Origin of the sequence: Ralstonia sp. UBA689 (assembly GCF_002298975.1) — a bacterium.
In the GTDB taxonomy this organism is placed as follows: domain Bacteria; phylum Pseudomonadota; class Gammaproteobacteria; order Burkholderiales; family Burkholderiaceae; genus Ralstonia.
This window is the reverse complement of the sequence record NZ_DBMV01000001.1, coordinates 216,310-235,099: the sequence shown is the minus strand read 5'-3', so window position 1 is coordinate 235,099 and position 18,790 is coordinate 216,310. Positions and strand designations below refer to the sequence as shown.

The 18,790-nt window shown below is 62.2% G+C and carries 24 protein-coding genes and 1 tRNA gene; 4 read left to right on the top strand and 21 right to left on the bottom strand.

Annotated features, from left to right (window positions below; all coding sequences use genetic code 11):
* Nucleotides 1-407: 407 nt before the first annotated feature.
* The 20 genes from B4F51_RS01240 to B4F51_RS01145 form a co-directional block, all read right to left on the bottom strand.
* Nucleotides 408-731 carry a DUF4224 domain-containing protein gene (locus B4F51_RS01240; RefSeq protein ID WP_296223277.1) on the bottom strand — a complete coding sequence of 108 codons (324 nt, stop codon included), beginning with the start codon at nucleotides 729-731 and terminating at the stop codon, nucleotides 408-410.
* A 51-nt stretch (nucleotides 732-782) separates the two neighbouring features.
* Nucleotides 783-992, bottom strand: a complete 210-nt coding sequence (locus tag B4F51_RS01235; protein ID WP_296223276.1) for an excisionase — start codon at nucleotides 990-992, stop codon at nucleotides 783-785.
* Between the two features lie 609 nt (nucleotides 993-1,601).
* Nucleotides 1,602-2,540, bottom strand: a complete 939-nt coding sequence (locus B4F51_RS01230; protein WP_296223275.1) for a phage protein — start codon at nucleotides 2,538-2,540, stop codon at nucleotides 1,602-1,604.
* 9 nt (nucleotides 2,541-2,549) lie between these two features.
* Complete coding sequence (locus tag B4F51_RS01225) at nucleotides 2,550-3,914, bottom strand: gp53-like domain-containing protein (protein WP_296223274.1); 1,365 nt, start codon at nucleotides 3,912-3,914, stop codon at nucleotides 2,550-2,552.
* Between the two features lie 100 nt (nucleotides 3,915-4,014).
* Nucleotides 4,015-4,308 carry a hypothetical protein gene (locus B4F51_RS01220; RefSeq protein ID WP_296223273.1) on the bottom strand — a complete coding sequence of 98 codons (294 nt, stop codon included), beginning with the start codon at nucleotides 4,306-4,308 and terminating at the stop codon, nucleotides 4,015-4,017.
* A gap of 10 nt (nucleotides 4,309-4,318) precedes the next feature.
* Complete coding sequence (locus B4F51_RS01215; RefSeq protein WP_296223272.1) at nucleotides 4,319-4,972, bottom strand: hypothetical protein; 654 nt, start codon at nucleotides 4,970-4,972, stop codon at nucleotides 4,319-4,321.
* Nucleotides 4,973-4,980: 8 nt separating this feature from the next.
* The gene (locus B4F51_RS01210; RefSeq protein ID WP_296223271.1) at nucleotides 4,981-5,244 is read right to left on the bottom strand and encodes a hypothetical protein; all 264 of its coding nucleotides are present in this window, start codon (nucleotides 5,242-5,244) and stop codon (nucleotides 4,981-4,983) included.
* Nucleotides 5,241-5,699 carry a hypothetical protein gene (locus B4F51_RS01205; protein ID WP_296223270.1) on the bottom strand — a complete coding sequence of 153 codons (459 nt, stop codon included), beginning with the start codon at nucleotides 5,697-5,699 and terminating at the stop codon, nucleotides 5,241-5,243. The genes B4F51_RS01210 and B4F51_RS01205 overlap by 4 nt, the downstream gene beginning before the upstream one ends.
* Nucleotides 5,696-7,000, bottom strand: coding sequence for an AAA family ATPase (locus B4F51_RS01200; protein ID WP_296223269.1), 1,305 nt, complete (start codon nucleotides 6,998-7,000; stop codon nucleotides 5,696-5,698). Before B4F51_RS01200 ends, B4F51_RS01205 begins: the two co-directional genes overlap by 4 nt.
* Nucleotides 6,987-7,385: a hypothetical protein gene (locus B4F51_RS01195; RefSeq protein WP_296223268.1), complete on the bottom strand. Its 399-nt coding sequence runs from the start codon at nucleotides 7,383-7,385 to the stop codon at nucleotides 6,987-6,989. Before B4F51_RS01195 ends, B4F51_RS01200 begins: the two co-directional genes overlap by 14 nt.
* A gap of 120 nt (nucleotides 7,386-7,505) precedes the next feature.
* Nucleotides 7,506-7,832, bottom strand: coding sequence for a hypothetical protein (locus B4F51_RS01190; protein ID WP_296223267.1), 327 nt, complete (start codon nucleotides 7,830-7,832; stop codon nucleotides 7,506-7,508).
* Nucleotides 7,825-8,697, bottom strand: coding sequence for a hypothetical protein (locus B4F51_RS01185; protein WP_296223266.1), 873 nt, complete (start codon nucleotides 8,695-8,697; stop codon nucleotides 7,825-7,827). The genes B4F51_RS01190 and B4F51_RS01185 overlap by 8 nt, the downstream gene beginning before the upstream one ends.
* Nucleotides 8,691-8,987 (bottom strand): helix-turn-helix domain-containing protein, encoded by a 297-nt coding sequence (locus B4F51_RS01180; protein ID WP_296223265.1) that lies wholly within the window; start codon nucleotides 8,985-8,987, stop codon nucleotides 8,691-8,693. The genes B4F51_RS01185 and B4F51_RS01180 overlap by 7 nt, the downstream gene beginning before the upstream one ends.
* Before the next feature lie 3 nt (nucleotides 8,988-8,990).
* Nucleotides 8,991-9,200, bottom strand: a complete 210-nt coding sequence (locus tag B4F51_RS01175; protein ID WP_296223264.1) for a helix-turn-helix transcriptional regulator — start codon at nucleotides 9,198-9,200, stop codon at nucleotides 8,991-8,993.
* Nucleotides 9,201-9,291: 91 nt separating this feature from the next.
* Nucleotides 9,292-9,990, bottom strand: coding sequence for a hypothetical protein (locus B4F51_RS01170; protein WP_296223263.1), 699 nt, complete (start codon nucleotides 9,988-9,990; stop codon nucleotides 9,292-9,294).
* A 193-nt stretch (nucleotides 9,991-10,183) separates the two neighbouring features.
* Complete coding sequence (locus B4F51_RS01165; protein WP_296223262.1) at nucleotides 10,184-11,398, bottom strand: tyrosine-type recombinase/integrase; 1,215 nt, start codon at nucleotides 11,396-11,398, stop codon at nucleotides 10,184-10,186.
* 165 nt (nucleotides 11,399-11,563) lie between these two features.
* A tRNA-Val gene (locus B4F51_RS01160) sits at nucleotides 11,564-11,638 on the bottom strand.
* 70 nt (nucleotides 11,639-11,708) lie between these two features.
* The gene (dnaQ, locus tag B4F51_RS01155) at nucleotides 11,709-12,437 is read right to left on the bottom strand and encodes a DNA polymerase III subunit epsilon (protein WP_296223261.1); all 729 of its coding nucleotides are present in this window, start codon (nucleotides 12,435-12,437) and stop codon (nucleotides 11,709-11,711) included.
* A gap of 17 nt (nucleotides 12,438-12,454) precedes the next feature.
* Complete coding sequence (gene purU, locus B4F51_RS01150; protein WP_296223258.1) at nucleotides 12,455-13,321, bottom strand: formyltetrahydrofolate deformylase; 867 nt, start codon at nucleotides 13,319-13,321, stop codon at nucleotides 12,455-12,457.
* 8 nt (nucleotides 13,322-13,329) lie between these two features.
* On the bottom strand, nucleotides 13,330-14,172 hold the full coding sequence (locus tag B4F51_RS01145; RefSeq protein WP_296223467.1) for an NUDIX hydrolase: 843 nt from the start codon (nucleotides 14,170-14,172) through the stop codon (nucleotides 13,330-13,332).
* A 109-nt stretch (nucleotides 14,173-14,281) separates the two neighbouring features.
* Between B4F51_RS01145 and B4F51_RS01140 the strand changes: the two genes are divergently transcribed.
* Nucleotides 14,282-14,674 carry a hypothetical protein gene (locus B4F51_RS01140; protein ID WP_296223256.1) on the top strand — a complete coding sequence of 131 codons (393 nt, stop codon included), beginning with the start codon at nucleotides 14,282-14,284 and terminating at the stop codon, nucleotides 14,672-14,674.
* A gap of 5 nt (nucleotides 14,675-14,679) precedes the next feature.
* On the opposite strand, the gene B4F51_RS01135 is transcribed toward B4F51_RS01140, so the two are convergent.
* Nucleotides 14,680-15,228 (bottom strand): hypothetical protein, encoded by a 549-nt coding sequence (locus tag B4F51_RS01135; protein ID WP_296223255.1) that lies wholly within the window; start codon nucleotides 15,226-15,228, stop codon nucleotides 14,680-14,682.
* Nucleotides 15,229-15,489: 261 nt separating this feature from the next.
* On the opposite strand from B4F51_RS01135, the gene lpxO reads away from it, so the two are divergent.
* The 3 genes from lpxO (at nucleotide 15,490) to B4F51_RS01120 (ending at nucleotide 18,704) form a co-directional block, all read left to right on the top strand.
* Nucleotides 15,490-16,392, top strand: coding sequence for a lipid A hydroxylase LpxO (gene lpxO / locus B4F51_RS01130; protein ID WP_296223254.1), 903 nt, complete (start codon nucleotides 15,490-15,492; stop codon nucleotides 16,390-16,392).
* A 298-nt stretch (nucleotides 16,393-16,690) separates the two neighbouring features.
* A complete protein-coding gene (locus B4F51_RS01125) occupies nucleotides 16,691-17,296 on the top strand; it encodes a BPSL1445 family SYLF domain-containing lipoprotein (RefSeq protein ID WP_296223253.1) in 606 nt (201 codons plus the stop codon).
* A 256-nt stretch (nucleotides 17,297-17,552) separates the two neighbouring features.
* Nucleotides 17,553-18,704 (top strand): ABC transporter substrate-binding protein, encoded by a 1,152-nt coding sequence (locus B4F51_RS01120; RefSeq protein ID WP_296223251.1) that lies wholly within the window; start codon nucleotides 17,553-17,555, stop codon nucleotides 18,702-18,704.
* The last annotated feature ends 86 nt before the right edge of the window (nucleotides 18,705-18,790 follow it).

Here is an 18,790-nt window from a genome sequence, read left to right as displayed (position 1 = left end):
TTTTGTACCGGCAACTTCCGCTACAACGCGCAACGGCACATTGCACAATCAGTGCATCCGGCCTCGGTTCGGTGCATATGCATCCTTGCAGCGCGCCTTTGGCGAGAACTGGTCGCTGGAGTGCTTGAGGCCCGGCTGTCGCTTTTGTGCCAAAGAGATCGGTGTACGCGGGCACCCCCGGCAAAGCCCTAGCGAGGAAATGGACAAAGAAGGAGGGCAAAGAAAAAGGCCCTCGGCGATTGCCAGAGGGCCCTTTTTGCGATGACTCGCGAATTTGGTGGTGGTACAGCTACCAAATAGTTGCCGCAAACCAACACCACTAAACAATCTTCGTTTTTCATATCCGAAAAGTACCCCCAAAAATACCCCCAGACCTGCCCGGCTACCCCGTGAATCCCAATGTGTGGTCATGCCCTTACAGCAAAGGCTTGGCGGTTCGGCCCATCTGCGTAACGCGGTGACGTGTTGCCTTCGGAAATGCCCATCTTGCGATCGTGATAGGCGCGAGCGACTTTCGGCAGGCCGCGGCTGTCCATCACGAAGCGCCAGTGATGGGCCTCAAGCCATTTCACCATCCGCGCGCGCTGGTTCGCTTTGCAGCCGACTAGACCGGCGAGTTCGCCCATGGTCAGGTATTGACTAACCCCGGCCAGCTCCAGGCACGCGTTGCGCTTGTCTAGCTCTACAATGAAGCGCTCGACCAGCCGTTCTATCAGATCAGTTTCCCTCACATTCCACTCCATGCGCTTAGGCCCGCGTCCTCGGGATGTGTATATCGGCAGCTACAGCTTTTTCAGGCCAAGCCTATGCACCAAGCGAGGCGCGCCCTCAATCTCGCTAACGTGCACAGCGTTCTCGTCGACGTAGTAGGCTTTGCCGACCTTCTGTGCGGGCGGGTAGATCTTCCCGTCGCGCGCCCAGGCGCGCAGGGTGTCGATATGCGGCGGCGGATCGTAGTTCTTGGCTGCCCATTTCAAAAGACTGATCTTCATGCACCCCTCAAGCTGTGGTCGACGGTGGCTCGGTCCATTGTCCGCTTATGGGCTCGCTTTTCAAGAATCGGGAAAAACAGCGCCCGCCGGCGCGGAGATGGGGCCAAAACCGTGGAAACCATGGACTGGAAACCAGCCTTGCCAACCGTTTAGAAACCCAAATGACCTTGCGAGCGGGAACCCTTGCGCCAAGCGAGTCATCGCCGCTTTTTTCCGTTCAGAAACTAGGCCGCTCCCTGCACAGAAATCTCGGCGATGGCTTACACAAATGTCAGAGGCGCGAACCTATCTGCGAACTTACCCGAGCGATTTTCGCCCGCCAGGCCAAGTCAGCCAAAGGAACCCGCGCGAACTTATCGCGTCCAGAAACCCCGCAAAACCGTGGAAACCTTCTTGGTAACCATGGACTGGAAACCATGGATACCAGCGTGGATACCGGGCGCTTAGGGCCGCGAGGTCCAGAAGACCTCCTTGACCGGATTTGAAGGCCGCGCGCAGCGGAATTGCCCCAGAAGCCTTACGACACGGGCCTTGCGGGCATCTTCCGCAGCAAGCTCTACTTGGATCCTGTCTAGGCCCTGTCAGACAACCAGGGGCGCTAGGGCGCGTTCAGTAGGTCACCTCTGGCACTGCGTTGATGGCAGGTCCGCTCAGCGGCGCAGTGCCATCGATCGCAGAACAGATCATCTCCGTGTACCAGGCCTGACCACGCGTGTCGCCGTTGTTGACGACATAGAGCACCTTGTACACGCCACGCGCATCCAGAGTCGGCATCTTGATGTCCTGGGTCTGCGGCTGCATCGGCTTCTTCACCACTGTATCGGTGATGTAGGAGTTGTCGATCTGGACGCGCATCCCGGCTTTGATGTTCGGGTTTAGAAGGCACTTGACCACGATGCCCTCCATCGTCAACTCGGGAACGCCGACCATCCCAGTGGACGGGCTGAGCACGATAGCGTCACTCAGCACGTACCCGCCCCTCGGAATGAAGTTCAGGCGCCCATCCTGGATGTTCCAATCGCAACCGATGGCATCTGCGGTTTGACGAAGATGGTCTCGGACCATGCCGTACATCGTGATCCCGGCCGGCCCCTTTGTGGCAGGCAGAGAGGGCATTACGCCCATCAAGATGCCATAGGGCTCCATGACCTTGGCTAAAGCCGAAATCTTGTCCTGGTATGTCCATCCGGCCGCGAGAGTCGTGTTCACTACACCCCAGTTGTAGACCTTGTCACCGTCGGCGCCCTCCAATTCGAGGAAGCTATCAGTGGCGTTTTCCCTTCCGCGCTTCACCTTCGTGATACTGCCCGAGAAGATCTGGCCAATGCCGCCTTCGTAGCCGACCTGCAGGGTAAAGCGGGTAAATTCCCGCAGCACGCGGTTTGTCGTGTCTTGGGAAACGTTATAGACGCGCACAGTCGCTCGTTTTAGGGTCTGCGTCGTCGCCCCATGCACCGAAAACGTAATGTGCAGCGCCGACAGATCCAGGGCATTGCCGGCATCGTCACCGACGATCAGCTCAGCCCTCCTCAGCCATTGTTGGATCATTGGAGCTCCTCAGTTGCCGAGAATGATGTACGGAACCGTCTGGGCAATCCGTGACCCAGATGTCGACCAGCAGCCCACATTCATGCCGACAGAGGTTAGAGAGTTGTAAACAGGGATGGCTGCGGAGCTGCTATTTGCAGCAAGTGACACTGCCCGGACAGAGGTCGGGAAAGCAATCGGGAACGTTACGGGGCTGTCAGCCGACGTTGCAGTTGTCACGCTGCCCCATTGGATGATCAAGCCACTCGGGAGCTTTTGATAACCGTTACTGCCGAACAATGCACCGAAAGCTGCCGCATATCCAAGCTGCGCCGTTCCACCATAAGGCTTCCAGCCGCCAGGTTCAGCCATGAGCATCAACGAATCACCACCGCCGAGAATCAGAGAGGTAACGGGGGCTCCATTGTTCACCGAAATGGTGTCGCTGCCGGCACGTTGAATCGTGCCGATAGCCGATGCCACCGAGAACAGCGTGATCGTGGCACCAGGCGGATACGTTGCCGAACTAGGCAGCGTATATGTAGACGCCACGCCAGCATGGTTCAGGACAACGACCTTCCCGGCATGGGATGTGTCCAGTGCCGTGCTACCAGAGAGCACCACCTCGTTGCCAAACTGCAAGCCTACAGCGCGCACCGCCGCCGAAGTCATCAGGCGCGCGCTGTTGTCGAACTGCGCAGGGCTCTGCCAGTTCGCGCCGGACATGACTGCGGCGAAAGGAAGCTGTGCCGATCCGTCGTACGTTTGCCAGTTCGACACGCCATCACTCACCAGCGACAGGGTGTCGCCGCCATTCAGCGTGATTGACGTGACCGTCGATCCGCCATTGACTGTGATGGTGTCGCTGCCGCTGCGGGCAATCGTGACGCTCGACGGTAGCGCCTTGAAGCCAAATCGCGATCCGGGCGCCACAGAGCTGGCTGCGGGCAGCGTCTGAGTGGAGCTGCCGCCACCACCCACCACCATCAGTTGGCCTGCATTGCTGGCCGGAATGGAGTTGTTGCCGGCCAAGGCTACGACGCCGGCGAACGAGGAGCCGAATTGGCGAACAAACGCAGTGGTCGAGAGGTTCGTGCTGTTGTCGAACTGCGGCGCAGTGATGCCCGCCGCATTGATTGCTTTTTTGAGGTTCGCCTCAAGGGTGGCCGTTGTGCCGTCGTCAACAGCACTTTGTCCAGAGTTGTCGGCGATGAACTGCCCGAGGACAGCCGCCATGATGCTCGCTTGGCGCCACACCTTGTTCAATTGCGCTGAGTTTGCGACACCGGACTGAAAACCGGTCTGTTGGGCGGCGAGCGCTGCATAGACAGCCTGCGTGATGACGTTTGCACCGGCAGCTCCAGCGAAAGGCAAGAAGTCGTTTTGCGTGGTCATATTTACCTTAGCCTCTATTAAAAAGTCGAGTTAGTCCACTTACTAACGGGCCGCCAGATCCCCAGTATCGGTAGACCCGGCACCCGGCCGCGCCTTCTGACTACTTCAGGCCGTTTTCCTTCCAGTACTTCGCATTGGCCTCGTTGATCGAACTGATCTGTTTGGCCATCGCGTCGGCAGTCGCTGCGCCTGGCGACTGAGCGACCAGCCGGGCGTCGCGCCGGATGATCTTGATGGTCTTGCCGTCGACCGCGTACATGTAGTCGAGCATCGAGTACTCAGCGACAACGGGCACCCCTGGCATGGGCGTCTGCAGCGCAGTGGTGGCGTCATCTCGACCCTTGGCTCGCGTCGACTTGACGTGCCGTCCTTGATCCCAAAAACGCATTTTCATAAAAGCCTCCTTAGGCTAGCTGCGCGTCGGCGTCGTGCCTCAGCGCGGTTACAAAAGCAGCACATTCCTTTGCGGCGATGTTCGTTGGGTGATGTTCGCCACCGAGTGGGATGAAGAGGTCGTTGTTGGGATCGAGCAAGCGGCCCTGTTCATTCGTGAGCCATATCGGCCGTCCGGGCGGCATGTGGGCATCACCCAGCGCCACCAACAGATAGCGCAGCCGGCGCTCCTTCTTCTGGATCTCCGCGAGTTCCGCCGCCACCCTGTCGCGCTCGAGCTCCAGCGCCGCCCGCATGGCGACCTCCAAGGTGGTATTGGCGGCCTGCAATGCCTCGTTTGCCATCCCCAAGTCGATGGCAAGGGACTGCTCTGCCAGGTGTGCCACGCTGCGCCGGCGCTCGGCGTCGAGGCGCCGCTCGCGCAGTTCGGAATCCTCCTGGTGCAGCAGATCAACCCGTTCACCCTTGCGTAGGCGCTCGGCGATAGCCTGAGCGTCTGAGTCAGCCGTTTCCCTGTCCTTCTGACCAATGGCGGCGAGGGCTGTGCCGGCCTCAGCCAGCAAGCGCAATGCGCGGCTGTGTGCCTCCGATGCATCAACAACGCGCCTCTCGGCATCGACCTTTGCTGCGATGGCCTCAGCGAGGCGCTTCCGTTGTTCGCTCATGGTTTTTCCTATTCGAAGTCGTCAAAGTCATCGTCTCCGCGCTGCGTCAGCACGCGGTTTACGGAGACACGAAGGATTGCGACGCTGTCGCCCACGTGCAGGCGCGTTAGCGCGCGCCGCGCTTCTGGATTGCCAGATGTGCAGGAGATGAGCTGCACTTTTCCGCTGCCATCCAGGGCAGTGAGGTTCACGCGAGCTCGCGGGCGGCCGTCATCACCGAGGCGCTCGCGTGGTTCGTTGCTTACGGTTCCAGCGATAAGCACGTCGATCATGCGAACCTCCCTTCACGGTCACGACTGACGCGCTCGACGGCCTCGATAGCGCTCAGGCGCTCTCGGAAATACGTCAGGTCATCAGCCAGGGTGGAGACGGGCTGGCGAGCCACCAGGCTCAGCAGGTCCGCCCGTCGCTCGGCCGCCCATCCCTCGCGGTCAGCCACCTTGTGGATGGTCGCCCGCAGGTCTGCCAATAGCCCAGCCACACGCCCGGGCGTCATCGGCACGCAGTAAGGCGTGAAGGGACCGTCCTGCGTGGGATAGCCAAGCAGATGCAGGGCTTCGCTTGCGGTGCCGCGCAAGTACTCCACGATCTCCGCTTTATGGGCTGCCAACTCGGGCTTGATCGCCGCGATCGACTCAGCCGGGCCCCGCAGCTTCACACCTTCGCCGTTCAGAATCAGGCGAACACCCATCGCGCGCGCCTTGCTCAAAAGCGATGCGACGCTCATAGCTCCTCCTCCGATTCGTCGGTTTCAGAGCGAACCCCGCCACTCCCTCTACCGTGGCGGTCTTCGCGGTCTTCGTTAGAAGTGGCGGTCTGCACCTCCTTGGAAACCCTTGTAATTCCAGAAGACCGCCAACCATCCCGAAGACCGCCACCGTTTGGAGAGTGGCGGGGTTCGTCGTCTTCGTGGCGGACTTCGGCGGGAAGGGTCCACACCCATCCGTCTTTCATGCCGGCCTTTCGGGCATCCACCCCCAGCTCACGCTTTGCGCGCTCGATGGTGCGCCAGGCATACCCCGCCCCGGTCGCGTCGGCCTTGATGGCTTTCACCGAGACAGGTCCACCCTCCAGCAGCGACCGCAGGAAGTCGGCCGCCTCGTCGCGCTCGGTGCGTTCTTCCTGGTCGTCTTCCTGCTCGACGTCGCCCAGAATCTCGCGCGCGGTGCCCTGAATCAGCTCGCCCCACATGACCCGGCTGGCGGTGATACCAACGCCGGCCTCCACTTGCTCGATGGCGTAGCTCACTCCGCCGTCATCCGGGCTGATGTTGGACTTGGCACGGGCCAGGATGCGGCGCTCTGCGGCTTCATCTTTCCCGGCCACCAGAACCATCCGGGCGAGGGCAACGAACGCTTGAGAGCCGATAACGCGCTCCGCAGGGCTCGTCCCCTTGGTGCCTTTTGCAAAGTGCGAGATGCCCAGTACAGCGCACCGGTGTGCCGCTGCCACGTTCACCAGGTCCTGCAGGTTGCGGCGCACGTCATTGACGCGGTGGGCATCGCCCGATACAGCCGAGACGATCGGATCCACGATCAGCAAGTCGGCACCGCCCATTTCACTCAGGCGCTCCGACAACAAGTGCATGTCGCGGGCCGGATCGAACGGCTGCAGTTCGCCGTGTTCATCGGCCACCGCCTGTGCAAAGTGGATACGGCGCAGATCGGCGCCAGCGGCCATCAGGCGGGGCACCAGCGTGTCGGCCGGGTCGTCTTCGCTGGACCAGATCAGCACGCTCCCCGGTTTCTTCATCTGCGAGCCATCCGGCCATGTGTCGCCGTTGCTAACGATCGCCGCCATGGCGAGCGCCAGCGTGGTTTTGCCGGTACCGGGCGAACCGGCGAGGATCGAGATTTTTCCCGCGGGCAACCAGCCAGGCCACAGCCAGACGATTGCCTCTGGCACCACGTCTGCGGCGCACGTCAATAGCAGGCGAAGGCCGGGCGGCTGAGCGTGCTTTTCCTGGGCTGCCTCGAAGGCGGCTTGCGCTTCAGCACTGGCAGGGACCAAGCTCTCAATGAGCCCCATGCGCGTCCCCCTTCTTCAAGATGACGATGGCTGGACGCTGGCCGCAAATCAGTAGCAGCAAGCGCAGCGGATCCGCCCGAAGTATTCCCGCGACCAAACCACGCACCAAGCCATAACCCGCCTCGTCGTCGATCAGCAACTCGCAATCGAGACCGCGCAGGGCCGACAAGTCATCGTCCAGGCTCGGCTTGTAGCCCGGCGCGACGCTCACCGCCGGCACCCACCGCGCGATGTGGCCGCCGGCCTGAATGACGATCCAGCCATGGCGCGGCGTCATGCCCGATGCGCGCGCATGGTGAAGTGGCTGCAGCCACTCTGGGCAGCGCGAGGCGCGAGTGTCCCCGCCCACCTGCGCGCGCAGGTGGTTTTGTTGTGTCGGAGTCACGTCAGGCTCCCAGGAGGTGCCAGAACGCCGCGCAGAAGCGGCGCAGGGCTACGCGGCGGCGGTTGTAGTAGCGGCTGGCAACAAAGCCTCCCAAGGCACTATGGCGAACGTGAGCGGCGATCATGCTGCTACCCTCGGAGCATGTCGCATGGCTTCAGCAGATCGTCGCGCGTCCAGGCGGCGACACATCGCTGCATCCTTGTAGTTGCAGCCCACCTGCTCGGCTTCCCAGTTGATACAGTTTTCGATGTCTTCTGCCTTGCTGCGGATGGCTTGCAGCGCATAGGCAATGTCTTCTAGGTTCAGCCAACCTTCCGGCGTCTCCAGTCGGGACAGAGCGAGCCCAGCGACGGCCGCGATTTCCGAGAATCCGCTCTGCGACATGGCGTCCATACTTTCGATGGCTTCGCGCAGCTTTTGCGTGTCAATGGTGATCGTCTTAGCCATGGCACACCTCCACGCTGGCCAGCAGATCGAGGACGCGAGCCTTGTGGCTTTCCCAGGTGGCTGCGTCGTCGGCAGCCAGATAGCCGTTCTCGGTATCGAAGTTCAGGACTTCCGCGATGTATCTCAGGCTGCGCGGGTCGATCTGCTCGGCGATCGCCAGGGCTTCGGCCAAGTTGTACGGTCGCTCATTGCCAGCAGCATCGATCAGGCCGACAAAGGCACGATCGTCCAGGCCGATGCTGCTGCCGGTCAGGCGAAGGGTTGGACGTACCTTCGCCTTGCTGCGCAGCTTCTGCGCGGCGCCAGCCATGGCCGTTTGTCGGCCGGCATTTGCGCTCAAGGGGAAGCGGGAGTGCTCAGAACGAGCGAGAACTTCAGGCATGGCAGCCTCCTCAGTTGCGAGGGCGGCCGGGCGATTTTGTGCGTCACCGGTCAGATAGATCGCAACAGGTTTGCGCTGCTCCTTTGCTGCGGCAAGCAATGCCACCGACACGCGTTCGAGCAGGCGAACACTGTCTGGCGTTTGAGAACGATAGGCGATGCCCGAATGGGCGTGGTGAGACTGGCGCATGGCGGCCTCCATCGTGATTGAGGAAGGCCCGCCGCTCATTTCCACATGAGGGGTGGCGGGCCTGACAGCGGGGGTGGAAAACCGGCACGATGGCACCGGCCAGCCCGAAGGCTGCCCCGCCCGGCCCGCCATAATCGAAGGCGTGCGCAAGCGCAACGGACGAAAAAATACCGCCAAGAGCGGCGGCTGTCCGCCATCGTGAATCGGGTTTCCACACCCGGCCGCCGTTGTCTCGGCGACAGGCAAAGTATACGCCTTTGCCATGGGTTTACAAGTGCCAGTGAAGTTCAGCATGTTCCGACCTCCAGCAGGTACACGCCGACACGATGAGGCACGCCGGCTTCCGTCTGCTCGATGCGCGTCACAGTCTTGATGCGGTGGCCGAGGTGGTGGCGCAGCTCGAAGATGCGCGGACGTGGGTCGTACACGTCCAGGTGGCGCATCAGCTCGAACGTGGTGACGCTGCCCAGCGTCTGCATCGCAGTCAACGCACGTTGGCGCTGCGATGCGCTATCATTACCCGGAATCGTTTGAAGAATTTGCTTGAGGGCTGCGGCGCGAGTCGTGGCCTTTTTCTTTGCCATCTTTCAGCCCTCCGCGCGGTAGCTGGCCGGATTGGCCAGGAAGGCGTCGATGTCGCCGGCGCGCCAGCCCACGGAGCGCGGCCCCAGACGGACAGCAGGCGGGAAGGTCTTGTCCCTGAGGCGGGCGTAGATCGTGGAGCGCGAAAGCCCCGTTGCGGCTTCAACCTGCTTACGGCGCAGGATAGTCAGCGCTGTTTGGATGTTTGTGGCCATGCAAAAGCTCCGTCAGTTGCCTCGGGACCACCCCGAAGCTCTGAGGAACTGTTTGCACCAAGGAAAAAATTTTAGAAAACAGGAGGGGTTTCTAAATTTTTGACCTCACAGGTTGACGCCAGATGTGACTGGCAGAAGGCTTTCTGATTTGCTTTTTTGGTGCCGTTTTGACCCTTGGCACTGCCATACGCCGGAGCTGCTTGTCTCGCTCTTTGACCTGCTGGATCAGCGCCTTGTACTCGTCTGCCAACTCACCATCGGCTAAATACTGACGCCAGACAAGATCAACCTGAGAAACGCTTACGCCTGCGCTATTTGCCACTATGCGCTGAATGTGCCGGGCGGTCGCAGGCGGCGGATCACCACGCGACGATTCCCCGCTAGCGAATCTCACCTGCAATGAAGCCGCGGCGCGGTAAACGTTCGCCATTGCTTGGACGATTTTTTCCTCAAGCGCTCGAGCGCCGGAACTTCGGGGAGCTTTGTCCCCGTCGATCCTCAGAGCCCGCTTGATGGCTGCGCGGCCCTCATTTGTGCTCGTGTCATCCAGCTCCAGAAGATCGGCAACAACGTCGTCCAAGATCGATAGGACGCGGTCCCTCAGGGAGTCCAGCACTTCTGTGGACAACTTGGGTTCTTGCCCATTCCCCCACGTACTGACGTAGGCAATCATCGCTTCCTGATAGGCAGGCCAGAGTCTTTCCGCATCTCGGACGCTCTTGTAGGCTAGCCATGCAAAGCGACCGTGCCCATACTCGTTATATTTTGTCAGGGCATCAGTGGCGGCCACGATCGCGTCACCGTACCTGCCGATGTGATCCTGATTAGCCCAGAACTCTCTGTTCTGCGAATTTATGTCGCTGGGTGTGGGAGTCGAGCCCATCCTTGCGCCCTCACGCAAAGTCCCTCGAAAAAGAGAGCAGCGCCGGCGGGTGAGAGAACCCGTTTTCGATTGGCCGATCTAGGCGCGGCTCGTGTGATTGTCACATGCTCGATGGCAGCGGAATCACCTTCGCGCCGCGTCTAAGTTCGTCTAGGTAGTCCGCCCACGCCTGCATCATCTGTTTGCGCACGGACAGGAAGGCCACCCGGTCATACGCCGCGCCGTTCGGATCTTTCTTCCGATGTGCGAGCTGCAGCTCGATTACCTCAGCCTCGAAGCCCAGCACTTCGCGCAGGATGGTGCGCGCAATGGGACGCACGCCGTGGCCGGTGAACTCCTTCTGGGTGTCGACGCCCATGCGTTTGAGCGCGGCGTTGATGGCCGCCTCGGACATGGGCTTGGCTTTGTCCCGCGCGCCAGGGAAGAGGTAGCGGCCGTGGCCGGTCAGGGCGTGTAGGTCACGCAGGATTGCGATGGCCTGGGTCGAGAGGGGCACGATGTGGGGCACGTCTCGCTTAGACGACAGGAAGCGCCATTCGGCTGCGTCCAGATCGATGTCCACCCATTCCGCTGCGCGCAGCTCGCCAGGCCGGACGAAAACCATCGGGGCTAGCAACAGCGCGCACTTCACGACAAACGTGCCCGTGAAACCATCAAACATCCGCAGCAATCCGGCCGCTTCCTTGGGATCAGTCGGTGCGGCGTAGTGCTTCCCCTTAGCCGGGGGCAAAGCTCCCCGCAGGTCGCCCGAGGGGTCACGCTCTGCCCTGCCGGTGGCAACGGCATAGCGGAAGATCTGGCCGCAAGTTTGCAGTACACGGTGTGCAGTATCCAAGGCGCCGCGAGACTCGACACGACGGCACACGGCCAGCAGTTCTGGCGCCTTCAACTCGGCAATCGGCCGTCCGCCAAGCCAGGGGAACACGTCGTTCTCCAAACGGGCCAGCACCTTCTTGGAGTTGCTCTCGGACCAGCCCGGCGCGTACTTGGTGTGCCACTCGCGGGCCACGGCCTCGAAGCTGTTAGCCGCCCGCTCGACCGTCGCCACCTTCCGCACCTTGCGCTCGACTGACGGGTCAACGCCCTCGCCCAGCTGCCGTTTGGCTTCCTCCCGCCGATCCCTGGCCTCTTTCAGGCCGACTTCCGGGTAAACGCCCAGGGCCAGCAGCTTCTCTTTGCCCGCGAACCGATACTTCAGCCGCCAGTAGCGCTGGCCGGCGGGCGTGACGTGGAGAAACAAGCCGCCGCCGTCGAACAGCTTGATCGGCTTGTCGGCAGGCTTGGTGTTGCGGATTGCGGTGTCGGTGAGTGCCATCTGGGGGTATCTCCAGCTGGGGGTATCTGATGTACCCCCAGAAATACCCCCACGTACCCCCGGATGTCAACGCAGCTTATCGGACGATTCTGGAATGAAAAAACCCGCGAAGCCTTGAGCTATCGCGGGTTTTTGGACTTCCAGGGAACTCACCGGAAGTGTATTTGGTGGGTGGTACAGGGATTGAACCTGTGACCCCTGCCGTGTGAAGGCAGTGCTCTACCGCTGAGCTAACCACCCGTGTGCGGCGAAAACGAGATTATGGCGAAAAGCTATGGCCGTGTAAATACCCGACCGCACTTTTTTTACATCACGCCGCCGGGGGCGCGGCTTCGGGTGCTTCGCGCGTCCAGACGGTCTTGCCACCACTGGCCTTGTCGATCTCCTTGAGCACGCCGGCGTGAGCCTCGGCTTCGGCCCCGGTGGCCGACAGTACCAGCAGATCCAGTACGCTTAGGTCGACGGCGTCAGCCTCCGCGGATTCCCCTTCGCCGCCTTCCAGCATGTCGATCACCAAGGCGTTCTGGCCGCGCGTCATAGCCAGGTAGACCTCGGCCAGCAGCTCCGCGTCCAGCAAGGCGCCGTGCAGCGTGCGGTGTGCGTTGCTCACGCCCAGCCGGTCGCACAGCGCATCGAGCGAGTTGCGCTTGCCGGGGAACATCCGGCGCGCCTCCAGCAGCGTGTCGATGCAGCCCGACAGGTGCTCGCGGAAGGTCGGCAGGCCCAGGCGCTGGAACTCCATGTCCAGGAAGCCCAAGTCGAACGCGGCGTTGTGGATGATCGCCTCGGCGCCCTGCACGTAGTCGCGGATCTCGTTGACGATTTCCGCAAACTTCGGCTTGTCGGCCACAAACTCGTTGGTGATGCCGTGCACCGCCATCGCGCCCGCATCGATTTCGCGCTCGGGGTTGATGTAGAAGTGCAGGTTGCGGCCGGTCAAGCGGCGGTTGACCATTTCCACGCAGCCGATTTCGATCACGCGGTCGCCGGTGGCGGCGTTCAGGCCGGTGGTTTCCGTATCGAGGATGATCTGTCGCATCGCGTACGCTCCTCCCCTTACTTGAAGACCACGGTCTTGTGGCCGTTCAACAGGATACGGTGTTCGGCGTGCCACTTCACGGCACGGGCCAGCGCCACGCATTCCACGTCACGGCCGACGGCGGTGAGCTGCTCCGGGTCCATGCTGTGGTCTACGCGTTCGATTTCCTGCTCGATGATCGGGCCTTCGTCCAGGTCGGCCGTCACGTAGTGGGCCGTCGCGCCGATCAACTTCACGCCGCGCTCATGCGCCTGGTAATACGGCTTGGCGCCCTTGAAGCTCGGCAGGAACGAATGGTGGATGTTGATGGCACGGCCTTCGAGCTTGCGGCACAGGTCGTTCGAGAGAATCTGCATGTAGCGCGCAAGCACGACCAGGTCGATCTGCTGCTCCTGAGCGATTTCCCAGATGCGGGCTTCCTGTTGTGCCTTCTGCGCGTCGGTTGCCTGCAGGAGGGGCAGATGCATGAACGGCACGTCATACGACGCGGCGAGCTGGTAAAAATCGCGATGGTTCGAAACGATGGCGGCGATCTCGATCGGCAACTGGCCGGCACGGGCGCGGAACAGCAGGTCGTTCAGGCAATGGCCGATCTTGGAGACCAGGATCATCACCCGCGGCTTGACCGCAGCGTCAAATATGCCCCACTGCATGGAAAATCGCTCGCCGATGGGAGTGAAGCGATCGCGCAGCGTCTGCAGATCGAGCGGCTGGCCCTGCGGCACGAAATGGACGCGCATGAAGAAGCGGCCCGTGAATTCGTCGCCGAACTGGTCGGAATCGAGAATGTTGCAGCCCTGCTCGAACAGCAGGCCGGAGACGGCGTGGACGATGCCGGGCTGATCCGGGCAGGACAGGGTAAGAATGAAACCGGAGTGACTCATCAAGCGTTTTATGTATTGTTGTCGGGCGCGAACCATTGCGGCATCCGGCGCACCAAGGCATCAAGGGTGACGAGCGTGGCGTCCACCGTCATCGCGCAGTCCGCCATGATATCAAGGGCGGTGTCCGGGCTGGCGCGCAGGTGGCCAGCGACCTCGCCGTCCTGGTTGACTGGAATGAAGTCGCCCGGCAGCGTCAGATCGAAGACGAACAGGGTCTCGTTCTGGATGCCCTCCGGAACTTCGCGCATGACATCGAGGGTACCGCGCGGCACTAGCCCGGCGGCCAGATCGGCGCCGATGCCCGCCTCTTCCCAGCATTCCTTTTCCAACGCGCCGCGCGCATCGAAGCCGTGGCCGATACCGCCAGCGACAAGGTTGTCCCACATGCCGGGGTCGATGGGCTTGGTGCTGGAGCGGCGGGCCAGCCAGAGGGCGGGTTCCGAGCCCTCCGCCCCATCAATCAGGCCGTTCATGTGCGCGGCATACGTGCGGATCCCGAAGAAGCGTGCGGCGGCGCGCTCGATCAGCGCCAGCACGGGCGTGCCCCAACCGGTATTGACCTCGAAGCGCTCGTCGCGCCAGCCGCGCACGTGGCCGTCTTCGGCCAGGCGTGCGGCCACCTCGGCCAGCGCGGCGGTGCGCTCGCCCTCGGTGGCGAGCGTGTTGCGCAAGTCGACGCGCTGCGCCGAGACCTCGAACCACCGCGGCCAGCGCATCAGCAGCGCGGCACGCTCGCGGTCCAGCCAGCCGACGCGCTGCCCAGCCACCATCCACGGAACCAGCGCGGCGGGATCCAACGCATTGCGTGCCGCCAAACCTTCCGCCACAAGCCGGATGCGCGGGTCGCTCATGCCATCACCGTGCAAAGCAAAGCGGCGCATGCATTGTGCTTTCCGTGCCGCGCGCGGCGCGCGATAATGTGCCGTTAATACAAGCCGTCATCAGATTGGAGAAATAAGGATGGATGAAATCGACGAGCTGTCGGATCTGCCGACCCCGCGCTTTATCTGGGGGTTCGCCATCGCCGTCACACCGTCCGGCGAAGTGTCTCACGATGAGTTCGAGTATCTGACCCACACCCGCGCGCCGCGCTTCACCTGCCGCGTGGTCGAACTCGAAGACATGCCAGCCGAACCCGAAGACGATAGCGACATCGACGGCCGCATCGTCCACTTCGAGAATCCGAAGCGGATGTTCTACATCACCGACCTGGGCTTGGCGCTGATGAACTTCACGCTGTTCGACAAGGTGGACAACAAGGCCAAACTGAAGAAGGCCTGCGACGAGGCCATCGCCGACTGGCTCACCCGTCGCGAATTCCTCGATAACGAGCCTGACGACGACGAGGAATAAGGCGTCTAGCCCTGGCTACCTGCGCTGCCATCTTCGGCAAAGCGCAGGTCGGCCAGGCGCACATCGGCGTAGGCGCGCCCGGCGTCGAGCAGCGCCACAACCTGCGCCCTCACCCGCTCCTTCTGCGCACGCAGGGTTCGCGGCGGCACGTTCGGATCCTGGCCGGTGTGATGCAGATACAGCATCTTGTACGTGAGCTGACTCACCATCCACTGCCGCAGGACGCGACGCCGCCCGGCATGATCGGCTTCCAGCACATTGATCTGGCCCAGCAACGCAGAAAACGCCCGCGCTACGCACGCCGCATCCGGAGCCTCTCCGGCAATGCAGCCCTCTGCAACGGCGCGCGCCTCGGCCGGGGGCATGGCGTCAGTCTCGACAAACCGGTCCGCGGTCTGGCTGGCGGCTGATGCTTGACGTGGCAGCCGGGCAGACACGGCGGAAAGCGCTTCTTGCGCGCGGCGGATGGACGCATTCAGCGACTCCACACTGCCCGGCATCATGCCAAGCGCTGGCATTTCGCTGGGTTGTTCGACGCGCTTCTTGAGGTCCATCGCTCCCTCCGGTTGCGCCCGCAGCCATGACGCATGGCCGGGCAGAAACCGGATTGTAGAACGTGAAGCACATTTCGCGACAAATCAACACATTTGTTCCGCATTGAACAGCGAACGCAAACGATAATGCGACGTCACAAAACGACGGCTAGCTGTTGGTCGGGTTCAACGCTGCGTCACCGTGCCCCGGTTAAAATACAAAATTACGCGCGAATACTTCGCTCCAACTACTGACCGCCCAAGCGCGGCAAGGAACACACCTTGATCAAGTGGATTATTGTGGCCCTGTACCTGGGCTCCATTCTGTACGTGCACTTCCGCGGCAAGGTGCGCCTGAAGTTCTGGCGCCAGATGTTCGACCATTCCGCCGTGGTCGCCCCGGTTAACTGCTTCATGTATGCCTTCTCGGGCGTGCCGCAGACGCCCTATGTGCCGGTCGAACGCTTTCCCGATCTGGAAAAACTGCAGGCCGCCTGGCCGGAGATTCGTGACGAGGCCCAGGCGCTCGCCAGCCTGCGCAAGATCAAGGCCGCAGAGAAAAACGACGACGCCGGCTTCAACTCGTTCTTCAAGAATGGCTGGAAGCGTTTCTACCTGAAGTGGTATGAGGCGAGCCACCCGTCGGCCGAGCAACTATGCCCGAAGACGGTGGCGCTGCTGCGAGAATTGCCGAGCGTAAAGGCCGCGATGTTTGCCGAACTGCCGCCGGGCGGCAAGCTCAACCCGCACCGCGACCCGTTTGCCGGCTCGCTGCGCTACCACCTGGGTCTGGCCACCCCCAACGACGACCGCTGCTTCATCGAGGTCGACGGCGAGCGCCATAGCTGGCGCGACGGCCAGGGCGTCGTCTTTGACGAAACCTTCCTGCACTGGGCGCAGAACGGCTCCGACCGGGATCGCCTGATCCTCTTCTGCGACATCGAGCGCCCGATGAAATTCGGCTGGGCGCAGCGCGTGAACAAGTGGCTCGGCCGCAAGGTCATGACCGCCGCCAGCTCGCCAAATGACGAAGGCGACCAGACCGGCGGCATCAACAAGCTATTCCGCTACGTCTGGCTGATGGGCCAGTACCGCCGCCGCTTCAAGGCGTGGAACCGCAAGCTCTATTACGTCGTGAAGTTTGGCCTCATCCTCGGCGGGGTCGCGTTGATCATCTGGATCTGACGCGCCACACGCATTGCACAAAGAACCGGCCTCGCGCCGGTTTTTTGTTGCGCGTGCGAAAAGCCCTTCGCACAGCGATCGATTTGCGCTTTTACAAAGCAAGCGCTGAAAAGCGCCACCTGCGGCACAAATCTCGCCTAATGTCAGGAACTGAGCGCTCAGCCGTTCATCTGATATGGTGGGCACACCGCTTGCTGCAGCCAGTTCGACACCCTTGCCGATTGCACGGGGCCCACGTCGGCTCGGTTTGCAGGACTGTGGCGCCCCACCTCCTCAACAACACTTAGGACCGATCGCCATGCACAAGAACCTGATCAGCCGCCGCACCGCCGCCACCCTTGCCGCCGTCGCGCTGCTCGGCACCCAGATCGCGGCCTGTACCACCACCAGTCCGAGTGCGCAGGGCTCCGACGTGATGACGTCGACCAACAAACACGCCACCACCAACTCGCAGGCCGACTCAGTACTCTCGCGCCTGTACACCACGGCCAATGGTTCACGCGAACTGGTCTCGCGCGCCAAGGGCGTGCTGGTATTCCCGTCGGTGCTCAATGCCGGCTTCGTGGTCGGCGGCCAGTACGGCGAAGGCGTGCTGCGCACGGGCGGCGGCCGTCCGCTGGGCTACTACAACATCGCCTCCGCGTCGGTGGGCTTCCAGGCTGGCGCCCAATCGCGCGCGCTCATCATCCTCTTCATGACGGACGAAGCGCTGCAGAAATTCCAGAACAGCCAGGGCTGGACGGCAGGCGTGGATGCCACCGTGGCGCTGGCCAAGATCGGCGCGAATGGGGTGGTCGACACCAACACCGCGCAGCAACCGATCATCGGCTTCAACCTGACCAACGCGGGCCTGATGGCCGGCGCGTCGATCGAAGGCACGAAGATCACCAAGCAGAACAACTGATCCGATTGATCGTCGCGTGGACCCGAGAACCGCCGTCTTGCACGGCGGTTTTCTTTTGCCTGCCGCTGGCAATTGGACGCGAACTTCCTATGCTGTTCACGCATGGAAGCATTCCAACAACGAGGTGTCCCTTGGGGGAAATCCGGGGGCAGGAATCGTAAGACTTCTCGGCTAGGATCATGCGGCAGCCGCATGTGCGCGGGCACGGCGGCGGCACTGACAACCATAAGACAACCACCCAGAATCGAGGGGAGACATGACGGGGCTCAATTCCGCGTGGCGCGGCACCTTCGCGTGCGCGCTGCTTTCCGGTCTGCTGCTGGCGTCGGGCCAGTCGATGGCCGAGCCGGGCATCACCGAGAACAAGATCGTCATCGGCCAGACCGCGGGCTTCACCGGCCCCGCCGGCGAACAGGTCAAGGAGATGACGCAAGGCGCCAAGCTCTATATCGATGCAGTCAACCGCACAGGCGGCGTATACGGGCGCAAGATCGAGCTGATCTCGGAAGACGATGGCTTTGACGCGACCGCCTCCAAGAGACACGCGCATGCACTGCTGATCGACAAGCAGGTCTTCGCCCTCTTCCTGCCGCGCGGCACGCCCAATACGGAGGCGATCATGGCCGAAGCCCGAGCGGCGGGCGCACCGGTGGTGGCACCATCGACCGGCGCATCGACGTTTTTCGACCAGCCCGATCCGCTGCTCTTCGTGGTGCGCGCGAAATATCAGACGGAAATTGCGGAGCTGGTCCGCTATTTCGACACACTGGGCCTGCGCCGCCTGGCGCTGGTCAACGTGAACGACACCTTCGGCAAGGACACGGAGGCCGGCTTCAACAACGCCACGCAGAAGCAACCGGCCGATACGCACCGCATCTTCACGGTCGACCGGCTCAAGCCCGACGTGGACAAGGCAACGGCGGAGATCGCCAAGTTCTCGCCGCAGGCGGTGATCCTGGCCTGCCCAGGCACGACGGCACGCGCGTTTGTCGAAGCGCTGAACAAGCAAGGTGCCACCGCGCAACTGGCCGCGCTGTCGAACAATGCCAGCCTGGCCTTCGCGCAATCCCTCGGGCCACAGGGACGGGGCGTGGTGGTCTCTCAGGTGATGCCATCGCCGGTGCGCTCAACCTCGCAGTTGGGCCGTGACCTCGCGGCCAGCGCCAAGGCTGCAGGCGTGACACCGTCGTACGCAATGATGGAAGGTTATGCATCTGCCCGGGTCCTGGTCGAAGGGTTCAAGCGCGCGGGCAAAACGCCCACGCGGGCGAGCTTCGTCTCGGGCCTGGAGTCCGCCGGCACGATCGACCTGGGCGGACTGGAAGTGCGTTATGGCCCCGGCAGCCGCAAGGGTTCGAACTACGTCGAGCTGTCGGTGATCGGCCCGAACGGTACGTTCATCAAATAAGTGCACACCGAGGTGCCAACTGCCCAGGCAACCGCTTCACCGCAAGGCATAGCGGGCGCTTGCGTAAAACGCATGAGCACATAAGA